The following is a 15,354-nucleotide window of genomic DNA, read 5'->3' on the forward strand; positions in this document are numbered from 1 at the left end:
CCGGGCCGGGCGAGGTGCTGGTGCGGGTGCGCGCGGTGGGGGGTGAACGCCGCCGACTGGAAGCTCCGGCGGGGGCTGGTGGAGGGGTTCGGGATCGTGCCGCCGTTCCGGCTCGGGCTGGACTTCTCGGGCGTGGTCGAGGAGACCGGCGAGGAGGTGTTCGGGCTGGTGATGTCGCGCTGGGGCGCGTACGCCGAGTACGTGGCCGTGCCCCGCGACGCGCTGTCCCCGAAGCCGGCGTCCCTGGACCACGTCGACGCCGCCGCGCTGCCGACGGCGGTGCTGACGGCGTCCCAGGCGCTGGCTGGTGTCCGTGCTGGTCAGCGCATCCTGATCCACGCCGCGGCCGGCGGGGTCGGGCACGTGGCGGTGCAGGTGGCGAAGGCCAGGGGGCGCACGTGATCGGCACCGCCCGGGCGGTCAACCACGAGTTCCTGCGCGCACTCGGCGCGGACGAGCTGATCGACCACACCGCGGTCGACTTCACCACGGCGGTGTCCGATGTGGATGTGGTGTTCGACCTGGTCGGCGGCGAGTACGGCACGCGGTCGCTGCGGGTGCTGAACCGGGACGGCGTGCTGACCGACGCCCAGGGCGACGACGGGGTGGACGACTCGCGCTACCGGCGGTTCTACGTGCAGCCGTCGGCTGCGGAGCTGGCGCGGGCCACGGATGTGCGGATCCACGTCTCGAAGGTCCTGCCGCTGGCGGACGCCGCGAAGGCGCACGAGCTGAGCGAGAGCGGGTGGGTGCGCGGGAAGATCGTGCTGGTTCCGTAGAACGGCCCCGGGACCACGACGTCGGGGTCCCGGGGCCGTTCGGGTCAAGGCCGGTGCTAGCAGCCTCCGCAGCAGCCGCATCCGGGGCCACTGCACGAGCTGCAACAGCTGCAACCACCCATGGGAACACCATTCCTTCCAGTCGTGTCCGGGCCGTTTCCCAAGGTAGGCAGCGAAGTGGGAAGTCAACACCGCTCAACGAGTGAGATGGCGATATCGCTACGTGACGACGGGTGCCGCGCCCACCGCTCACCGGTGTGAGGGGGCCGGCAAAGTGCCCGGTCAAGCACCTTGACAAGGGGTGGCAGCCACACCGGGGGACCCTCCTTGCGCGGCTAGCACTCCCGTGGCTAGAGTGCTAATCGAAGGCACCGCACACGCCCCGGCACCCGCGACGGCGGGGGTGGTAGGCGCCGAAACCAAGTAAGTACCTGCCAACGCTTTCGACGACCCGTGGAGGTCAACCCGGTGAGCGTGAACATCAAACCGCTCGAGGACAAGATCGTTGTCCAGACGAGCGAGGCCGAGGAGACGACCGCGTCCGGCCTCGTCATCCCCGACACCGCCAAGGAGAAGCCCCAGGAGGGCAAGGTTCTGGCCGTTGGCCCGGGCCGCGTCGACGACAAGGGGAACCGCATCCCGGTCGACGTCAACGTCGGTGACGTCGTCATCTACTCGAAGTACGGCGGCACCGAGGTCAAGTACAACGGTGAGGACTACCTGATCCTGTCCGCTCGCGACGTGCTGGCTGTCGTCAACTGACACAGGCGCTGCGGTGAACGCCCCGGGCCCCGCTGGAAAGCCGGGGACGGGGCGTTCTGCTGTCTGAGAGGACTTCCATGCCCAAGCAGATCAACTTCGACGAGGACGCTCGTCGAGCCCTCGAGCGCGGCGTCAACAAGCTCGCCGACGCGGTCAAGGTCACCCTCGGCCCGCGCGGTCGCCACGTCGTGCTGGACAAGAAGTTCGGCGGCCCGACGATCACCCTCGACGGCGTCACCGTCGCGCGGGAGATCGAGCTGGAGGACCCGTTCGAGAACCTGGGTGCCCAGCTGGCCAAGAACGTGGCCACCAAGACCAACGACGTCGCCGGCGACGGCACCACCACGGCCACCGTGCTGGCGCAGTCTCTGGTGAAGGTCGGCCTCCGCAACGTGGCCGCCGGCGCCAACCCGGCCGGCCTCGGCAAGGGCATCGAGGCGGCCGCGGAGAAGGTCATCGAGGTGCTCAAGTCCAAGGCCACCCCGGTCAAGGGCCGCGACAACATCGCCCAGGTCGGCACGGTCACCTCCCGTGACGCCACCATCGGCGCCCTGCTCGGCGAGGCCGTGGAGCGGGTCGGCGAGGACGGTGTGATCACCGTGGAGGAGTCCTCCACGCTGGCCACCGAACTCGAGATCACCGAGGGTGTGCAGTTCGACAAGGGCTACCTGTCGGCGCACTTCGCGACCGACCCGGAGGAGCAGCGGGCGATCCTCGAGAACGCCTACGTGCTGCTGCACCGCGAGAAGATCTCGGCGCTGGCCGACCTGCTGCCGATCCTGGAGAAGGTCGCCGAGTCGAAGAAGCCGCTGCTGATCATCGCCGAGGACGTCGAGGGCGAGGCGCTGTCCACCCTGGTGGTCAACGCCCTGCGCAAGACCCTCGTCGCGGTCGCGGTCAAGGCCCCGTTCTTCGGTGACCGCCGCAAGGCGTTCCTGGACGACCTGGCCGTCGTCACCGGCGCGCAGGTCATCTCCTCGGAGGTCGGCCTGAAGCTGTCCGAGATCGGTCTCGACTCGCTGGGCACCGCCCGGCGCATCGAGATCACCAAGGACAACACGACGATCGTCGACGGCGCCGGCACCAAGGCCGACATCGAGGCCCGCATCGCGCAGATCCGCAAGGAGATCGAGACCACCGACTCCGACTGGGACCGCGAGAAGCTGCAGGAGCGGCTGGCGAAGCTCGGCGGCGGTGTCGCGGTGATCAAGGTCGGCGCGGCCACCGAGACCGAGCTGAACGAGCGCAAGCACCGCATCGAGGACGCCGTGGCTTCGACCAAGGCGGCCGTCGAGGAGGGCATCGTGCCCGGCGGCGGCTCGGCGATCGTGCACGCGGTCAAGGAGCTCGAAGGCGACCTCGGCCTGACCGGCGACGAGGCCACGGGTGTCCGCATCGTGCGCGACGCCCTGACCGCGCCGCTGAACTGGATCGCCGCGAACGCCGGCTACGAGGGCCCGGTCATCGTGTCCAAGGTGCAGGAGCAGGGCTGGGGCTACGGCTTCAACGCCGCCACCGGCGAGATCACCGACCTGCTGCAGGCCGGCATCGTCGACCCGGTGAAGGTGACCCGCTCCGCGGTCGCGAACGCGGCCTCCATCGCCCGTCTCGTCCTGACCACGGAGAGCACCGTGGTGGACAAGCCGGTCGAGGAGCCCGAGAACACCGGCCACGGCCACGGCCACGCGCACTAGCAAGAAGAGAAGGCCCCCGCTACGAGGCGGGGGTCTTCTCTTTTCACCACCACCAAAACCGGCACCCGGCAACGCAACGCACCAACCCCCGAGCCACCACCTCCCGCAACCCGATCCCCAGCCAAATCGGCAACCAAACACTGAAAGATCGGGTTCGGAAGGGGCTTCTTTCATCCGGGCGTAGCGAAGCGAAGCCCGGCGCCCTAACAACCCGCGTAGCGGCTACCGACCTCAAGCATTGACCCCACCATCAACAGTGATCACCGACCCGGTGATGAACGCCCCACCAGCCCCAGCGACATGCGCGACGGTCGCCGCCAAATCCTCCGGCGAAGCGTGCCGCCCAACAGCCGGCAGCGCGAGTGTGCTCGCCGCGCGCGGCCCGTCCGCCGGGTTCATGTCCGTGTCGGTCGGCCCCGGCTGAACCACCACCGAGGTGATCCCGCGCGCCCCCAGATCACGCGCGAACGCCCGGCTCATCCCCACCACGGCGGCCTTCGACGCCGCGTAGGCGCTCATCCCCGGCCGAGCCACCCGCTCGCCGAGCGTGCTGCCGATCGTGATGATCCGGCCACCTGCCGGCAGGTGCCGCACCGCCGCCTTGGCCGCGACGAACACCGCTCGCACGTTGACGGCCAGCGTCCGGTCGAAGTCGGCGAGGCTCATCTCCTCGATCGTCCCGCGCGGGAAGATCCCGGCGTTGTTGACCAGCACGTCCAGCCCGCCCGCGTGGTCCACCGCTGCGGTCAGCGCCTCGGCGTCCGCGCTGTCGGCCTGCAGCGCGAGCCCCTTCCGCCGAGGCTCTCGATCGAGGCCACCACCTCGGCCGCCCGCGAGGCGGACTTCTCGTAGGTGACCGCGACGTGCGCCCCTTCCATGTCACCACGCGGGTGTCCGAGGACCTTCGACCGGGACGCGGCCCTGGATGAGGCGATGTACGTCTTCTGGGAGCGCGGCTACGAGGGCTCGTCGCTGTCCGACCTGACCGCCGCCATGAAGATCGGCTCACCGAGCCTGTACGCGGCCTTCGGCGGGAAGGAGGCGTTGTTCCGGGAGGCGATCGAGCGCTACCGCGAGCGGTTCGGACGCCGGCCGCCGGAGGGGGAGACCGCGCGCGACGCCGTCGAGGCCTGGTTGCGGGAGAGCGCCCGCGGGTACGTCGAGGAGGGGCATCCGCGCGGGTGCATGGTCGTGCTGGCCGCGCTCAACTGCACGGAGCAGAACCGGCCGGTCCGCGAATTCCTCGCGGCGAAGCGGCGGAACAACCTGACCGGAGTGGCGGCCCGCTTGCGGCGCGCGGTCGAGGAGGGGGACCTGCCCGAAGACGCCGACATCGAGAGAATCGTCCGGTTCTCCGGCGCGATTCTGCACGGGATGTCGATTCAAGCGCGAGATGGCGCCGAACTCGCCGACCTGGAAGCGGTCATCGACACGGCGATGACCGCGTGGCCGCGATTTCTTGGAAAAAAGACGGCACCCGGCTGACGGGCGTTCACCCGGGTGCCGTCCGCCTTTTCCGTTCCGGCTACTGGCCGGAAAGGGTCAGCTGCGGTTTCCCGGTGCGGATGATCGTCTCCCGCTCGGCTTCCGACAGTCCGCCCCAGATCCCGTACGGCTCGTGCACCGCGAGCGCGTGCTCCCGGCACAGCTGCAGGACCGGGCAGGACTGGCAGATCGCCTTCGCCCGGGCTTCCCGGCGCGCTCGCGCCGGCCCCCGCTCGCCATCCGGGTGGAAGAACGCTCCGCTGTCCATCCCCCTGCACGACCCCCGCAGCTGCCAATCCCAGATATCGGCGTTCGGGCCCGGGAGCCTGCGCGTGTCTGCCATCGTGACCGCCCTCCGATTCGGTCGTGCCACCCCTGCTTAGCCGCCCGGCGATTACTCCGAATGGCGCAACGGCGGTAACGTTAGAAGCGCGCCAATAGTTGTTCAAGGGAATCCCGCTGATTCAGCCGTTAGGTTTCCCCCGGATGCGTGAGATCAGGGCTGCAAACAGGGGAAATGACGAAACCGATTCAGGTTGCCCCGTTCGAGTGGTACCGGGATATTGGGTCGGGTGAGCCGTCCCAGGGGTGCCGGTCAGGCCGAGCCGACGATGCCCGTGGCCGCCGTCGCCCGGCGGCTCGGAGTCGCGCCCTCGACCCTGCGCACCTGGGACCGCCGCTACGGTCTCGGCCCGAGCAGGCACACCGACGGCAAGCATCGCCGATACTGCGCCGCCGACATCGGCCGCCTCGAACTGATGCAGCGCGCGCTGCTACGCGGCGCTTCGACCGCGGAGGCCGCCCGCTACGCGCTCCAGCAGATGCCGAAGTCGTTCGGCGCGGCCCCGGAGATCGCGGCCCAGCCGCTGCCGCCGCCGGCCGAGCAGCTCTCCGCCGCGCAGAACGGCGCGGCCGCCCGCCGTCTGCGTGCGGCCGCGGTCGCGCTCGACGGCCGCGCGGTGCAGCAGACCCTCGACGACGCGATCGGCAGCGCCGGCGTCCTCGACGCGTGGGAGGGCGTGATCGCCCCGGTCGCCGACGCCTGCGGGGCCGGCTGGCCGGGCACTCCGGCCGGGGTCGAGGTGCAGGCCATGCTGAGCGAGTGTGTGCTGGCCGCCGTCGTGCGCGCGACCCCGGTGCTCGACCACCCGCGCAACCAGCGCCCGGTCCTGCTCGGCCGGGTTCCGGACGAGCACGACGCGTTGCCGCTATACGTGCTGGCCGCGGGCCTCGCCGCGCGGCGCATCGGCTCACAGCTCTTCGGGCTGCCACTGCCCGGTCCCGCGTTGTCCGCGGCCGTCCGGCGCAGCTCGCCCGCGGCCGTGGTGCTCTGGGCCGACCGCACCGGCAACGCCGACCCGGAGCTGTTCCCCGAAGTGTCCCGCGGCGGGCTGCGCAGCCGCCTGTTCGCCGCAGGCCCCGGCTGGCGGGCCCCGGAGCTGCCGGATCGCGTCGAACAGCTGTCCGGCTTGCGGACGGCGGCTGACCGGATCGAGTACGTCCTGGTAGGGAAGTAACGTGCACGAGAGCGAACTCCGACGAGCGGCCTTCGGCGACCGTCCGGCGCCGCCGCCGGACGTGCTCGCCGCCGCGGGCCCGCCCAAGCGGCGCCTGCTCGGCGCGATCGTGCTCGGCGCCCAGGGCCGGTACGCGGCCGCCACCACCCTGCTCGACGGGCTCACCCCCGACCGGGACCCGGTGGTCGCCGCACTGGCGCTGGCCACCCTCGCCTCGCACCGCCGTCAGCTCGGCGGCCACGCCGTCGCCCGCGGGCTCGACGGCGCCGCGCTCCGCCGCGCCGTCACGGCCGCGTCGGAGCCGGACCCGGACGGTCTGGACGCCCGCGGCGCGCTCGCGGACGCGCTCCTCGGGCTGGCCGCCGACCACCTCGGCACCGGGCGGCTCACCGCGTCGCGACGCGTCCTGGACCGGGCCGCGGGCGCGGTGGACAACTGGCGCACCCGAACCCGGCTCGGCTGGGTGACCGCGGAACTCGCGCTCGCCTCGGGCGACGCGGAGGCCGCGGCCGGGCCCGCCGAGGCCGCCCTCGACGAAGCCACGGCTGCCGGATCGATCCGGCACACCGTCAAGTCCCAGCTGGTGCTCGCCGCGGCGCTGGGCGCCATCGGGCAGAAGCGAAGAGCCGGGGAGCTCGTCTCGGACGCGCTGGCCGACGCGGACAAGTACGAGCTGTCCTCGCTCAGCTGGCCCGCCGGGCTGATCGCGGCCGATCTGTGGCCCGCTGACGCGGACCGCCACCGATCGCGAACGGCCACGGTGTTACACGCAGTGTTACTGGGCTCCGATCCCGGAGGGAGGCGGCTGGCGCATGGTTCTCCGTGGGTACCGGTCTGACCCCGGGTGCGGGGCTCCCGCCGGCCATACCGACATCCGGGCGAAGAAGTTCCAAAAAAAGCCACCGGATCGTGTCAAGGTACGGCCTCAAGCGTCCGATAGGGGATATGGAATGTCACCCGGCTGCAGGAAGGAACACCCGTGACGACGGTCTTGATCTGCGACGACCGACGCAGTGTCCGCGAAGGGCTCACCCGCGTGATGTCTGCTGTCCCCGGTGTCAGTCGCATCGACTGTGTAGCGCACGGTGACGAGTTGCTGGCCCGGTACTCGCGGCAGCCGGTCGACGTCGTGCTCGTCGGCACCCAGCGCGCGATGCCGGCCGGGGTGGAGGCGACTCGGCGGCTGGTGTCCGCCAACCCTCAGGCCAACGTGATCGTCTTCGGCGCGCCGGACGACGCCGGCAGCATCGCCGCCGCCATCGCCGGCGGGGCCCGCGGCTACCTGCGCTGGGACGCGTCCCGGCCGGAGCTGGTCGCCGCGCTCGCGCACACCCTCGCCAGCACCTCGGTGCCCGCGCCCCGCCAGCCCGCCGACCCCGGCGTGCAGCTCACCGAGCGCGAGCTGCAGGTCCTGCGCGGCATGAGCCAGGGCAAGAGCAACGGCCAGATCGGCCGTGAGCTGTACCTCTCCGAGGACACTGTGAAGACCCACGCGCGCCGGCTGTTCCGGAAGCTCGGCGTGCGGGACCGTGCGCAGGCCGTGGCGCACGGCTTCCGCCGGGGTCTGGTCTCCTGACGCGGACGCGCGGATTCGGCGAGAAATTTTCGTGTTTCCGCGCGCCGCTTCGCTCGATCCCCCCATGTGAACCACATCCGTGCGATACTGGGCGGCCTCGGTTCGGCGAGGCCGGCGCGGCTGTAGAGCCGACCACGCATACGCGACACCGGCGTCGCCAGGTACCGTAGGCATCACCGGTGTGAGCGATGTGGGGATTGCCGCGCCGTTAATTTTGCACGCCTACACGTAACGCTGGGACTGTTGTCTGCGATGGCCAATGTGGGGGACGGGCTGGATGAGCCAGTCGCCGCCGCTGTCGAGGGGGATCCCCAGGCGGTGGAGCGGCTGCTGGCCGCTATCCGTCCCCTGGTGGTGCGGTATTGCCGTGCCCGGGTCGGACGACAGGAGCGGTCGTTCGCCTCGGCAGACGACGTTGCCCAGGAGGTGTGTCTAGCAGTGCTCACGGCGTTGCCTTCGTACCGTGACCAAGGGCGCCCGTTCCTGGCCTTTGTGTACGGCATCGCCCAGCACAAGGTGGCCGACGCGCATCGGGCCGCCGCGCGCAACCGTGCTGAGCCCGTCGCCGAGATCCCCGACGAGATCGAGGGCGACATCGGGCCGGAACAGCGCGCCTTGCAGGGGGAGTTGAACGAGCGCATGGCACAGCTGCTCCGGGTTTTGCCCGACAAGCAGCGCGAGATCGTGGTGCTGCGCGTGGTCGTGGGCCTGTCCGCCGAGGAGACCGCGGAAGCGGTCGGCTCGACGCCGGGTGCCGTCCGCGTCGCACAGCACCGCGCGCTGGCCCGGCTCCGCAAGGCGCTGGCGTCCGAGGAGGTGGCCTGAGTGACCGATCGCGAAGACGTCAGACGTGAGCTCGACGAGCTCGAGTTCGAGTCGACCCTGAGTTCGTCGCGGGCGGAGTTCGAGGCGGACCTCACCGCGATCCGCGCGGACGACGGTCTGCTGGACTCGCTCGGCGGATCCGACCCCGGCATTGCCGACGACCTGGGTGACCAGGAACTCAATGCCCTGCTGCTGTCATGGCGACGGGACATCGACAGCGAGCCGCTCGCCGAGCTCATCGACACCGACACCGCCGTCACGACCATCAAGACGGCCGCGCTGGCCCGCCGCCACGGGCAGCGGGCGCGCCGTCGCCGCCTGCTCGTGCCGGTCGCCACTGCTGCCGCCGTCCTCGCCATCGGGTTCACCGGCACCAGCATCGCCGCGCGGGACGCCCAGCCAGGCGACACGCTGTGGGGCCTGACCAAGGTGCTCTACGCCGACCACGCGCGGTCGGTCGAGGCCGCCTCCGCGGCCCGCATCGACCTGCAGCAGGCCAGCATCGCCCTCTCGCAGGGCCGCATCGCCGAGGCGCAGCAGGCGCTCGCCGAGGCCGCCGCGAAGCTGAGCCAGGTCACCGAGGAGGAGAACCTCAGCCAGCTGATGGCGGAGCACCAGCAGCTCGCCTCGATGCTGCCGGACTCGGGCACCACCACGCCGGAATCGCCGACCTCCCTGCCGACCTCGGCCGCGCTGCCGCCGCCGAGCTCGACGAAGTCGCCGTCCTCGTCGACCACGACGAGCCCGCAGCAGACCACGACGCCGACCCCGTCGGAGAGCAGCACGACCTCGCCGTCCCCGACGACCGAGAGCAGCACGACGCCTCCTGGCGACGGCACCTCGGGCAGCACGGTGCGCTACGACACGCCGGACTCGGGCGCCGGCCAGGCGCCGGCCGGTGTGGATACCGGCACCAGCTCGAACTGACTCGTGTGGCGAAGACCCGGCCGGGAGCGGCCGGGTCTTCGTCATTTCCGCGTCCTGCCCCGGACATGACGAAGGCCCGGCCTCCCGCGGCCGGGCCTTCTTGTGGAAACAGTCAGTAGGCGCTTTCGGTGGTCGTGATCCCGTCCGCGAAACCGCGGCAGTAGTCCCAGCTCACGTAGTCAGCCGGGTTGGGGTCGAAGGCCGGCTCGTGCGGGCGCATCCGCCCGTCCGCGAGCAACTGCTCGAGGCTCGCGCGCAGCAGGTGCCAGTCGTGGAAGTGCGGTTGATCGCACTCACCGCAATCGACCACGATCCCGCGGACTCCGCGGGGCTCCAGCAGCGCCTGGTAGACCGCTAGGTCCGACAGGTCCGCCAGCAACTCGGCGCGCGCCTGCGCGTCCATCGGTTCGGCCAGCTCGTCGTCCCCGATGCCGGCGAGCTCCCGGGCGGGGTCGTCCGGGTCGTCGGCGAACGGGTCGGGGGGCAACACTTCGTGCGGCACGCGTCGCACCGTACCTGCCCGACCGGGTCGCTTGTCCAGGGCCTTTCAGTCCCTCCAAACAGGGGCGAGTTTCCCCGGTCACGTCTGGCCCCAGTCCGGCGGTTGCCGGGACGGGGGCCAGATACCATCGACGGAGGTTCACCCGCCACTGCCAGGAAGGTCAGCCACCCACATGACGAGCGAGTTCGCCCCGGAAGACAAGTTCGCGATGCTCGGGTTGACCTTCGACGACGTGCTGCTGCTGCCGGCCGAGTCGGACGTCGTGCCCAGCAACGTCGACACGTCGACCCGGCTGTCCCGCAACATCACGCTGCGCATCCCGCTGGTTTCCGCGGCGATGGACACCGTCACCGAGGCCCGTATGGCGATCAGCATGGCCCGCCAGGGCGGCATGGGCGTCCTGCACCGCAACCTGCCGATCGAGGAGCAGGCCGCGGCGGTCGAGGTCGTCAAGCGGTCCGAGGCGGGCATGGTCACCGACCCGGTCACCTGCTCGCCTGACGACACGCTCGCCGAGGTCGACGCGCTGTGCGCCCGCTTCCGCATCTCCGGCCTCCCGGTCACGGACGCGTCCGGCACGCTGGTGGGCATCATCACCAACCGCGACATGCGGTTCGAGCTGGACCACAGCCGCCCGGTCAGCGAGGTGATGACCAAGGAGAACCTGATCACCGCGCAGGTCGGCGTCACCGCGGACGCGGCGCTCGGCCTGCTCCGCCGCCACAAGATCGAGAAGCTGCCGATCGTCGACGGCGCGGGCAAGCTGCGCGGGCTGATCACCGTCAAGGACTTCGTCAAGACCGAGCAGTACCCGCACGCCACCAAGGACCCGGACGGCCGCCTGGTCGTCGGCGCGGCGGTCGGCGTCGGCGCGGCCGGTCACCAGCGCGCGATGGCGCTCGCCGACGCGGGTGTGGACGTGCTGATGGTCGACACCGCGCACGGCCACTCGCGTGCGGTCATCGACATGGTCGCCACGCTGAAGAAGGAGCTGGGTGACACGGTCGACATCGTCGGCGGCAACGTCGCCACGCGAGCCGGCGCGCAGGCGCTGGTCGACGCGGGCGCGGACGCGGTCAAGGTGGGCGTCGGCCCCGGGTCGATCTGCACCACCCGCATCGTCGCCGGCGTCGGCGTGCCGCAGATCTCCGCGATCTACGAGGCCGACAAGGCGTGCCGCCCGGCCGGTGTGCCGGTGATCGGCGACGGCGGCATCCAGTACTCGGGCGACATCGCCAAGGCCATCACGGCCGGCGCGTCCACCGTGATGCTGGGCAGCCTGCTGGCCGGCACCGCCGAGTCGCCGGGCGACCTGATCCTGGTCAACGGCAAGCAGTTCAAGACCTACCGCGGCATGGGGTCGCTGGGCGCGATGCAGTCCCGCGACGGGCGCAAGTCGTACTCGAAGGACCGCTACTCGCAGGACGACGTGCTGAGCGAGGACAAGCTGGTGCCGGAGGGCATCGAGGGCCGCATCGCGTTCCGCGGGCCGCTGGCCAACGTCGTGCACCAGCTCGTCGGCGGGCTGCGCTCGGGCATGGGCTACGCGGGCGCGGAGACGATCAAGCAGCTGCAGAACGCGCAGCTGGTGCGGATCACCGCCGCGGGCCTCAAGGAGAGCCACCCGCACGACGTCACCATGACGGTCGAGGCGCCCAACTACACCTCTCGGTGACCCCCTGCGCGCGGGTCACACCGATGGCCTAGCGACAATGGGCCGTCAACTACTGGCGGCGAGAAGGGACCTGACGTGCGCGATCTGGTCGAGATCGGCATGGGACGCACCGCGCGGCGGGCGTACGACCTCGATGACGTGGAGATCGTCCCGTCCCGGCGGACCCGGTCGTCGGCGATCGTGTCCACCGCGTGGCAGATCGACGCCTACCGGTTCGACATCCCGCTGGTCACCCACCCGACGGACGCGGTGGTGTCGCCGGACACGGCGGTCGAGATCGGCAAGCTGGGCGGGCTGGGCGTGCTGAACGCCGAGGGCCTGTGGGCCCGGCACGCCAACGCCGAGCAGGCGCTGCTCCGCCTGGTGGACGCCGCGAAGGACGAGGACCGCACCGCGCTGGTCCGCACCCTGCAGGAGCTGCACTCCGCGCCGGTGCAGCCGGAGCTGCTGACCGAGGCGATCCGCCGGGTGCGCGAGTCGGGCGTGACCGTCGCGGCGCGGGTGAGCCCGCAGCGCGCGGCCGAGCTGACGCCGCACCTGATCGCGGCCGGGGTCGAGATCCTGGTCGTGCAGGGCACGATCATCTCCGCGGAACACGTCGCCCACGACGACGCCGATCCGCTGGACCTCAAGGACTTCATCGGTGGTCTGGACGTGCCGGTGATCGCCGGTGGCGTGTCCGACTACCGCACCGCGATGCACCTGATGCGCACCGGCGCGGCGGGCGTGATCGTCGGCCACGGGTACACGCCCGGCGTGACGAGCACCGACCGCGTGCTGGGCATCGGGGTGCCGATGGCGACGGCGATCATCGACGCGGCGGCCGCCCGGCGCGACTACCTCGACGAGACCGGCGGCCGGTACGTGCACGTCCTGGCGGACGGCGGGATCACCAGCTCGGGCGACATCGCGAAGGCGATCGCCTGCGGCGCCGACGCCGTGGTGGTGGGCGCCCCGCTGGCCGCGGCGTCCGAGGCGCCTGGCCACGGTCTGTACTGGACCGCGGCGGCCGCGCACCCGAACCTGCCGCGCTCGCGGGTCGCCGCCGGGCCGGACATCGAGGTGGACCTGAAGACGCTGTTGTTCGGCCCGTCGTCCGACGCGGAGGGCTCGATCAACCTGTTCGGAGCCCTCCGCAGGGCGATGGCCAAGACGGGCTACTCGGACCTCAAGGAGTTCCAGCGGGTGGGCCTCTCGGTGCGCGGCTGACGGCCGCTGGCTCGGCGCCCGCGTGCCGCGGCTCGCTGCCGCTGGGAGGCTCGGCGGAGCCGCGGCGCTGCATGCGGAGCGGGTCACGGCCGCGTGAGCGTGCCCTCGACGAGCGTCGTCTGGCCGGTGACGTACTCGCTCCACACTCCGGCCGCCACTTGGGACCCCGGCTTCGCGTAGCTCTGCACGAAGCTGTGTCCGTTGTGGACCGCGCCGAACGTCACGGCGAACGCCGACGTGCTCGGCCGGTCCTGCGGCGGCGTGTCGTTCGTCGGCACGATCTCGTTCAGCCCCCAGCCGTGGTCGTCGCGGTAGTCGCCCACCACGCGCTCCAGCGTGTTCTCCAGGATGGCCCCGCTGACCGGGAGGTGGATCAGCACGCCGCGCCTGCCGTGGTCGAACGTGGTGTTGAAGACCAGCACCTCGCCCGCCCCGCCGCGGTAGAACTCCGCCCGCCCGGAGCCGACCTGGGAACCGTCCGGGCAGGCCGCCGCGCCCTGCGTCTCGATCACCGACCGGTCGCATGTCGGGAACAGGTGCGGGTTGAAGCGCACCGACCGGTCGAACAGGAACACGGACTCGCGCGGGGCGGCCGGCTCCACACCGGTCGTCGTGGAGCGCCGGGCGTCGAACGTGATGGTCACGCCGAACCGCGAACCGCCGTCCGGGGCGTACACCGCGGTGCCGGTGCCGATGTTCACCGGCCGGGCACGTCGGGCTCGTACCGCCGCTGCGGGCCGTAGGGCGTCGGGTGCGGGTGGGTCTCGGCGGCCGCGGCCGGGGCGATGGTGAACGCGAGGGCGGCGGCGGTCAGGCCGGTGCGCTCGCTGACCCCACCCGCCGGGCGATCATCCGCCTGCTCCAGGCCGAGGGTGACCGCCCCTGCGGCACCTTCGGCCTGCCGGTCGCCGCGTCGGCGCTCAGCCACCACTTCCGGGCCCTGCGCAAGGGCGGCCTGATCCGCCAGTACGACGAGGGCAGGCAGCGCATGAACACGCTGCGCACCGCCGAGCTGGAGAAAGAGGTTCCCCGGGCTGGTGGACGCGGTGCCCGCCAACGCCGGGTGAGTCAGCCGCGCACCTCCGCGCACGGCGCCACCACCGCGAACAGCAGCGGCTCGCCGGGCGGCGGCACCGGCGCGACGACGATCGTGACGTCGTCCGGGCCGGGCACGATCGGCACGGCGTAGCGGCCGTCCTCCTCGGCCACCAGCGGCGCCGGCTGCGAGGGACGGGCGGGCGCCGAGCAGGCCGCCCGCGCCTCGGCCACCGAAGCGCGCCACGACGGCCCGCCCGTGCGCACGCTCGGGGCCGCCCAGTCGCTCAGCACCTGCACGCTGAGGAACACCGCGACCACCCCGCCGACGACCGTCCGGGGCCGCAGCCGGTCCAGCAACGCAGCCACCGCGACCCACAACAACAGCAGCGGCACGATCGTGTAGCGCGACCCGTTCAGCGAGAACTCCGCGCGCTCCAGGAACCCGCCCGTGCCACGCAACCCGACCGGCACCACCAGGTACGCCACCGAGCAGACCAGACCGACCGCCGCGACCTGCCGCCCCACCCGGTCCGCGCGCCACAGCAGGAAGCCCGCCACCAGCGCGGCCACCGCACCGACGACAGCGACCAGCACGAGCCCGGCCCACTGGTACACCGGCCCCAGCAACCGGTCCCCGGTCAGCGCGCTCAGCAGCACCCGTAGCCCGTAGATCGACGGCAGCTCGCCCAGTACGGTCTCGCTCGCCCGGTACCCGGCCGCGCGGGTCAGGTGCACCCAGCCCTGCACGGCCAGCGCCACCAGCATGACCGCGGGCGTGACGCACGCGAGCAGCCGCCGCGGCGACCGCACGATCCCGACGATCGCTGCCGGCAGCACCAGCGCGGTCAGCGGATCGGACAGCGCCGCGAGCGCCACCACCGCCGCCGAACCGACCTGCCCGGCCACCGATCGCGGTGGCGCCACCAGCACCCAGAACGCCGCGTACGCCAGGTACCAGTGCAGGTCGTTGACCGCCGCGTTCACCTCGAACCCGGCCTGCGGCAGCAGCGGCACCACCGCGGTCACCAGCACCCGGGCCCACGGCGACCGCAGTACCCGTCCACTGTGGAACCACACCAGCAGTGAGATCAACGCGACCACCAGCGCCGCGCCCGTGGCCAGCGCGGCCGCCGCCCACGCGAGCGGCAGCGCCGCGACCGGCTGCGCGATCAGCTTCGCGATCACCTGCAGGTATCCGGCGTGCGGCGTGACCAGGTTGTGCCACAAGGAATGCCGCATCGCCTGGTTCAGGAAGACACCGCCGTCCTCCGCCCACACCACGTCGTAGGCCCGCAGCCCGGGGCCTCGCATGAGCTGCAGCCAGGTCGCCGCCAGCACCCAGGCCACGCTCGCCGCGACCGTTGC

At 71.8% G+C, this 15,354-nt stretch carries 17 protein-coding genes and 1 pseudogene; 13 read left to right on the top strand and 5 right to left on the bottom strand.

Annotation, left to right across the window (positions count from 1 at the left end; all coding sequences use genetic code 11):
• The first annotated feature begins 42 nt into the window (after nucleotides 1-42).
• The 4 genes from AMETH_RS42355 to groL all read left to right on the top strand — a co-directional run bounded on the left by AMETH_RS42355 (nucleotide 43) and on the right by groL (nucleotide 3,235).
• Nucleotides 43-402, top strand: a complete 360-nt coding sequence (locus AMETH_RS42355; RefSeq protein WP_410468225.1) for an MDR/zinc-dependent alcohol dehydrogenase-like family protein — start codon at nucleotides 43-45, stop codon at nucleotides 400-402.
• Nucleotides 399-779, top strand: a complete 381-nt coding sequence (locus AMETH_RS42360) for a zinc-binding dehydrogenase (protein WP_410468226.1) — start codon at nucleotides 399-401, stop codon at nucleotides 777-779. Before AMETH_RS42355 ends, AMETH_RS42360 begins: the two co-directional genes overlap by 4 nt.
• Before the next feature lie 468 nt (nucleotides 780-1,247).
• Nucleotides 1,248-1,541 carry a co-chaperone GroES gene (groES, locus tag AMETH_RS03630; RefSeq protein WP_026153773.1) on the top strand — a complete coding sequence of 98 codons (294 nt, stop codon included), beginning with the start codon at nucleotides 1,248-1,250 and terminating at the stop codon, nucleotides 1,539-1,541.
• 77 nt (nucleotides 1,542-1,618) lie between these two features.
• Nucleotides 1,619-3,235, top strand: coding sequence for a chaperonin GroEL (gene groL / locus AMETH_RS03635; protein WP_017986679.1), 1,617 nt, complete (start codon nucleotides 1,619-1,621; stop codon nucleotides 3,233-3,235).
• A gap of 231 nt (nucleotides 3,236-3,466) precedes the next feature.
• Here the strand turns inward: groL and AMETH_RS03640 are convergent, their stop codons facing one another.
• Entirely contained in the window at nucleotides 3,467-3,973 is a 507-nt protein-coding gene (locus AMETH_RS03640; protein WP_017986680.1) for an SDR family NAD(P)-dependent oxidoreductase, read from the bottom strand.
• A 195-nt stretch (nucleotides 3,974-4,168) separates the two neighbouring features.
• Between AMETH_RS03640 and AMETH_RS03645 the strand changes: the two genes are divergently transcribed.
• Nucleotides 4,169-4,720 (top strand): TetR/AcrR family transcriptional regulator, encoded by a 552-nt coding sequence (locus tag AMETH_RS03645; protein WP_017986682.1) that lies wholly within the window; start codon nucleotides 4,169-4,171, stop codon nucleotides 4,718-4,720.
• A gap of 40 nt (nucleotides 4,721-4,760) precedes the next feature.
• On the opposite strand, the gene AMETH_RS03650 is transcribed toward AMETH_RS03645, so the two are convergent.
• Complete coding sequence (locus AMETH_RS03650; RefSeq protein WP_017986683.1) at nucleotides 4,761-5,063, bottom strand: WhiB family transcriptional regulator; 303 nt, start codon at nucleotides 5,061-5,063, stop codon at nucleotides 4,761-4,763.
• A gap of 274 nt (nucleotides 5,064-5,337) precedes the next feature.
• Here AMETH_RS03650 and AMETH_RS03655 point away from each other — a divergent pair, with 274 nt between their 5' ends.
• The 5 genes from AMETH_RS03655 to AMETH_RS03675 all read left to right on the top strand — a co-directional run bounded on the left by AMETH_RS03655 (nucleotide 5,338) and on the right by AMETH_RS03675 (nucleotide 9,565).
• Nucleotides 5,338-6,237, top strand: coding sequence for a MerR family transcriptional regulator (locus AMETH_RS03655; RefSeq protein WP_017986684.1), 900 nt, complete (start codon nucleotides 5,338-5,340; stop codon nucleotides 6,235-6,237).
• 1 nt (nucleotide 6,238) lies between these two features.
• A complete protein-coding gene (locus AMETH_RS03660) occupies nucleotides 6,239-7,075 on the top strand; it encodes a hypothetical protein (protein WP_017986685.1) in 837 nt (278 codons plus the stop codon).
• A 141-nt stretch (nucleotides 7,076-7,216) separates the two neighbouring features.
• Entirely contained in the window at nucleotides 7,217-7,813 is a 597-nt protein-coding gene (locus tag AMETH_RS03665) for a response regulator transcription factor (protein WP_017986686.1), read from the top strand.
• Nucleotides 7,814-8,065: 252 nt separating this feature from the next.
• A complete protein-coding gene (locus tag AMETH_RS03670) occupies nucleotides 8,066-8,638 on the top strand; it encodes a sigma-70 family RNA polymerase sigma factor (protein ID WP_026153775.1) in 573 nt (190 codons plus the stop codon).
• A complete protein-coding gene (locus AMETH_RS03675) occupies nucleotides 8,639-9,565 on the top strand; it encodes an anti-sigma-D factor RsdA (protein ID WP_017986688.1) in 927 nt (308 codons plus the stop codon). It abuts the gene before it with no gap.
• A 112-nt stretch (nucleotides 9,566-9,677) separates the two neighbouring features.
• Here the strand turns inward: AMETH_RS03675 and AMETH_RS03680 are convergent, their stop codons facing one another.
• Nucleotides 9,678-10,067 carry a DUF5319 domain-containing protein gene (locus tag AMETH_RS03680; protein WP_017986689.1) on the bottom strand — a complete coding sequence of 130 codons (390 nt, stop codon included), beginning with the start codon at nucleotides 10,065-10,067 and terminating at the stop codon, nucleotides 9,678-9,680.
• A gap of 172 nt (nucleotides 10,068-10,239) precedes the next feature.
• Here AMETH_RS03680 and guaB point away from each other — a divergent pair, with 172 nt between their 5' ends.
• Together guaB and AMETH_RS03690 are read left to right on the top strand one after the other, a co-directional pair.
• The gene (guaB, locus tag AMETH_RS03685) at nucleotides 10,240-11,742 is read left to right on the top strand and encodes an IMP dehydrogenase (RefSeq protein ID WP_017986690.1); all 1,503 of its coding nucleotides are present in this window, start codon (nucleotides 10,240-10,242) and stop codon (nucleotides 11,740-11,742) included.
• A gap of 75 nt (nucleotides 11,743-11,817) precedes the next feature.
• Nucleotides 11,818-12,951 carry a GuaB3 family IMP dehydrogenase-related protein gene (locus AMETH_RS03690; RefSeq protein ID WP_017986691.1) on the top strand — a complete coding sequence of 378 codons (1,134 nt, stop codon included), beginning with the start codon at nucleotides 11,818-11,820 and terminating at the stop codon, nucleotides 12,949-12,951.
• A gap of 83 nt (nucleotides 12,952-13,034) precedes the next feature.
• On the opposite strand, the gene AMETH_RS03695 is transcribed toward AMETH_RS03690, so the two are convergent.
• A complete protein-coding gene (locus AMETH_RS03695) occupies nucleotides 13,035-13,652 on the bottom strand; it encodes a hypothetical protein (protein ID WP_017986692.1) in 618 nt (205 codons plus the stop codon).
• Nucleotides 13,653-13,708: 56 nt separating this feature from the next.
• Here AMETH_RS03695 and AMETH_RS42870 point away from each other — a divergent pair.
• A pseudogene (locus AMETH_RS42870) lies at nucleotides 13,709-13,858 on the top strand (hypothetical protein); the annotation flags it as partial.
• Between the two features lie 161 nt (nucleotides 13,859-14,019).
• On the opposite strand, the gene AMETH_RS03700 reads toward AMETH_RS42870, so the two are convergent.
• Entirely contained in the window at nucleotides 14,020-15,336 is a 1,317-nt protein-coding gene (locus tag AMETH_RS03700; protein ID WP_223843051.1) for a glucosyltransferase, read from the bottom strand.
• Nucleotides 15,337-15,354 lie beyond the last annotated feature (18 nt).

Source organism: Amycolatopsis methanolica 239 (assembly GCF_000739085.1).
GTDB lineage: Bacteria > Actinomycetota > Actinomycetes > Mycobacteriales > Pseudonocardiaceae > Amycolatopsis_E > Amycolatopsis_E methanolica.

Excerpts from the sequence above, each read along its gene's own strand:
- guaB (WP_017986690.1), top strand. The coding sequence starts at position 10,240 with ATGACGAGCGAGTTCGCCCCGGAAGACAAGTTCGCGATGCTCGGGTTG.
- AMETH_RS03650 (WP_017986683.1), bottom strand. The coding sequence starts at position 5,063 with ATGGCAGACACGCGCAGGCTCCCGGGCCCGAACGCCGATATCTGGGAT.
- AMETH_RS03670 (WP_026153775.1), top strand. The coding sequence starts at position 8,066 with ATGGCCAATGTGGGGGACGGGCTGGATGAGCCAGTCGCCGCCGCTGTC.
- AMETH_RS03645 (WP_017986682.1), top strand. The coding sequence starts at position 4,169 with ATGTACGTCTTCTGGGAGCGCGGCTACGAGGGCTCGTCGCTGTCCGAC.
- groL (WP_017986679.1), top strand. The coding sequence starts at position 1,619 with ATGCCCAAGCAGATCAACTTCGACGAGGACGCTCGTCGAGCCCTCGAG.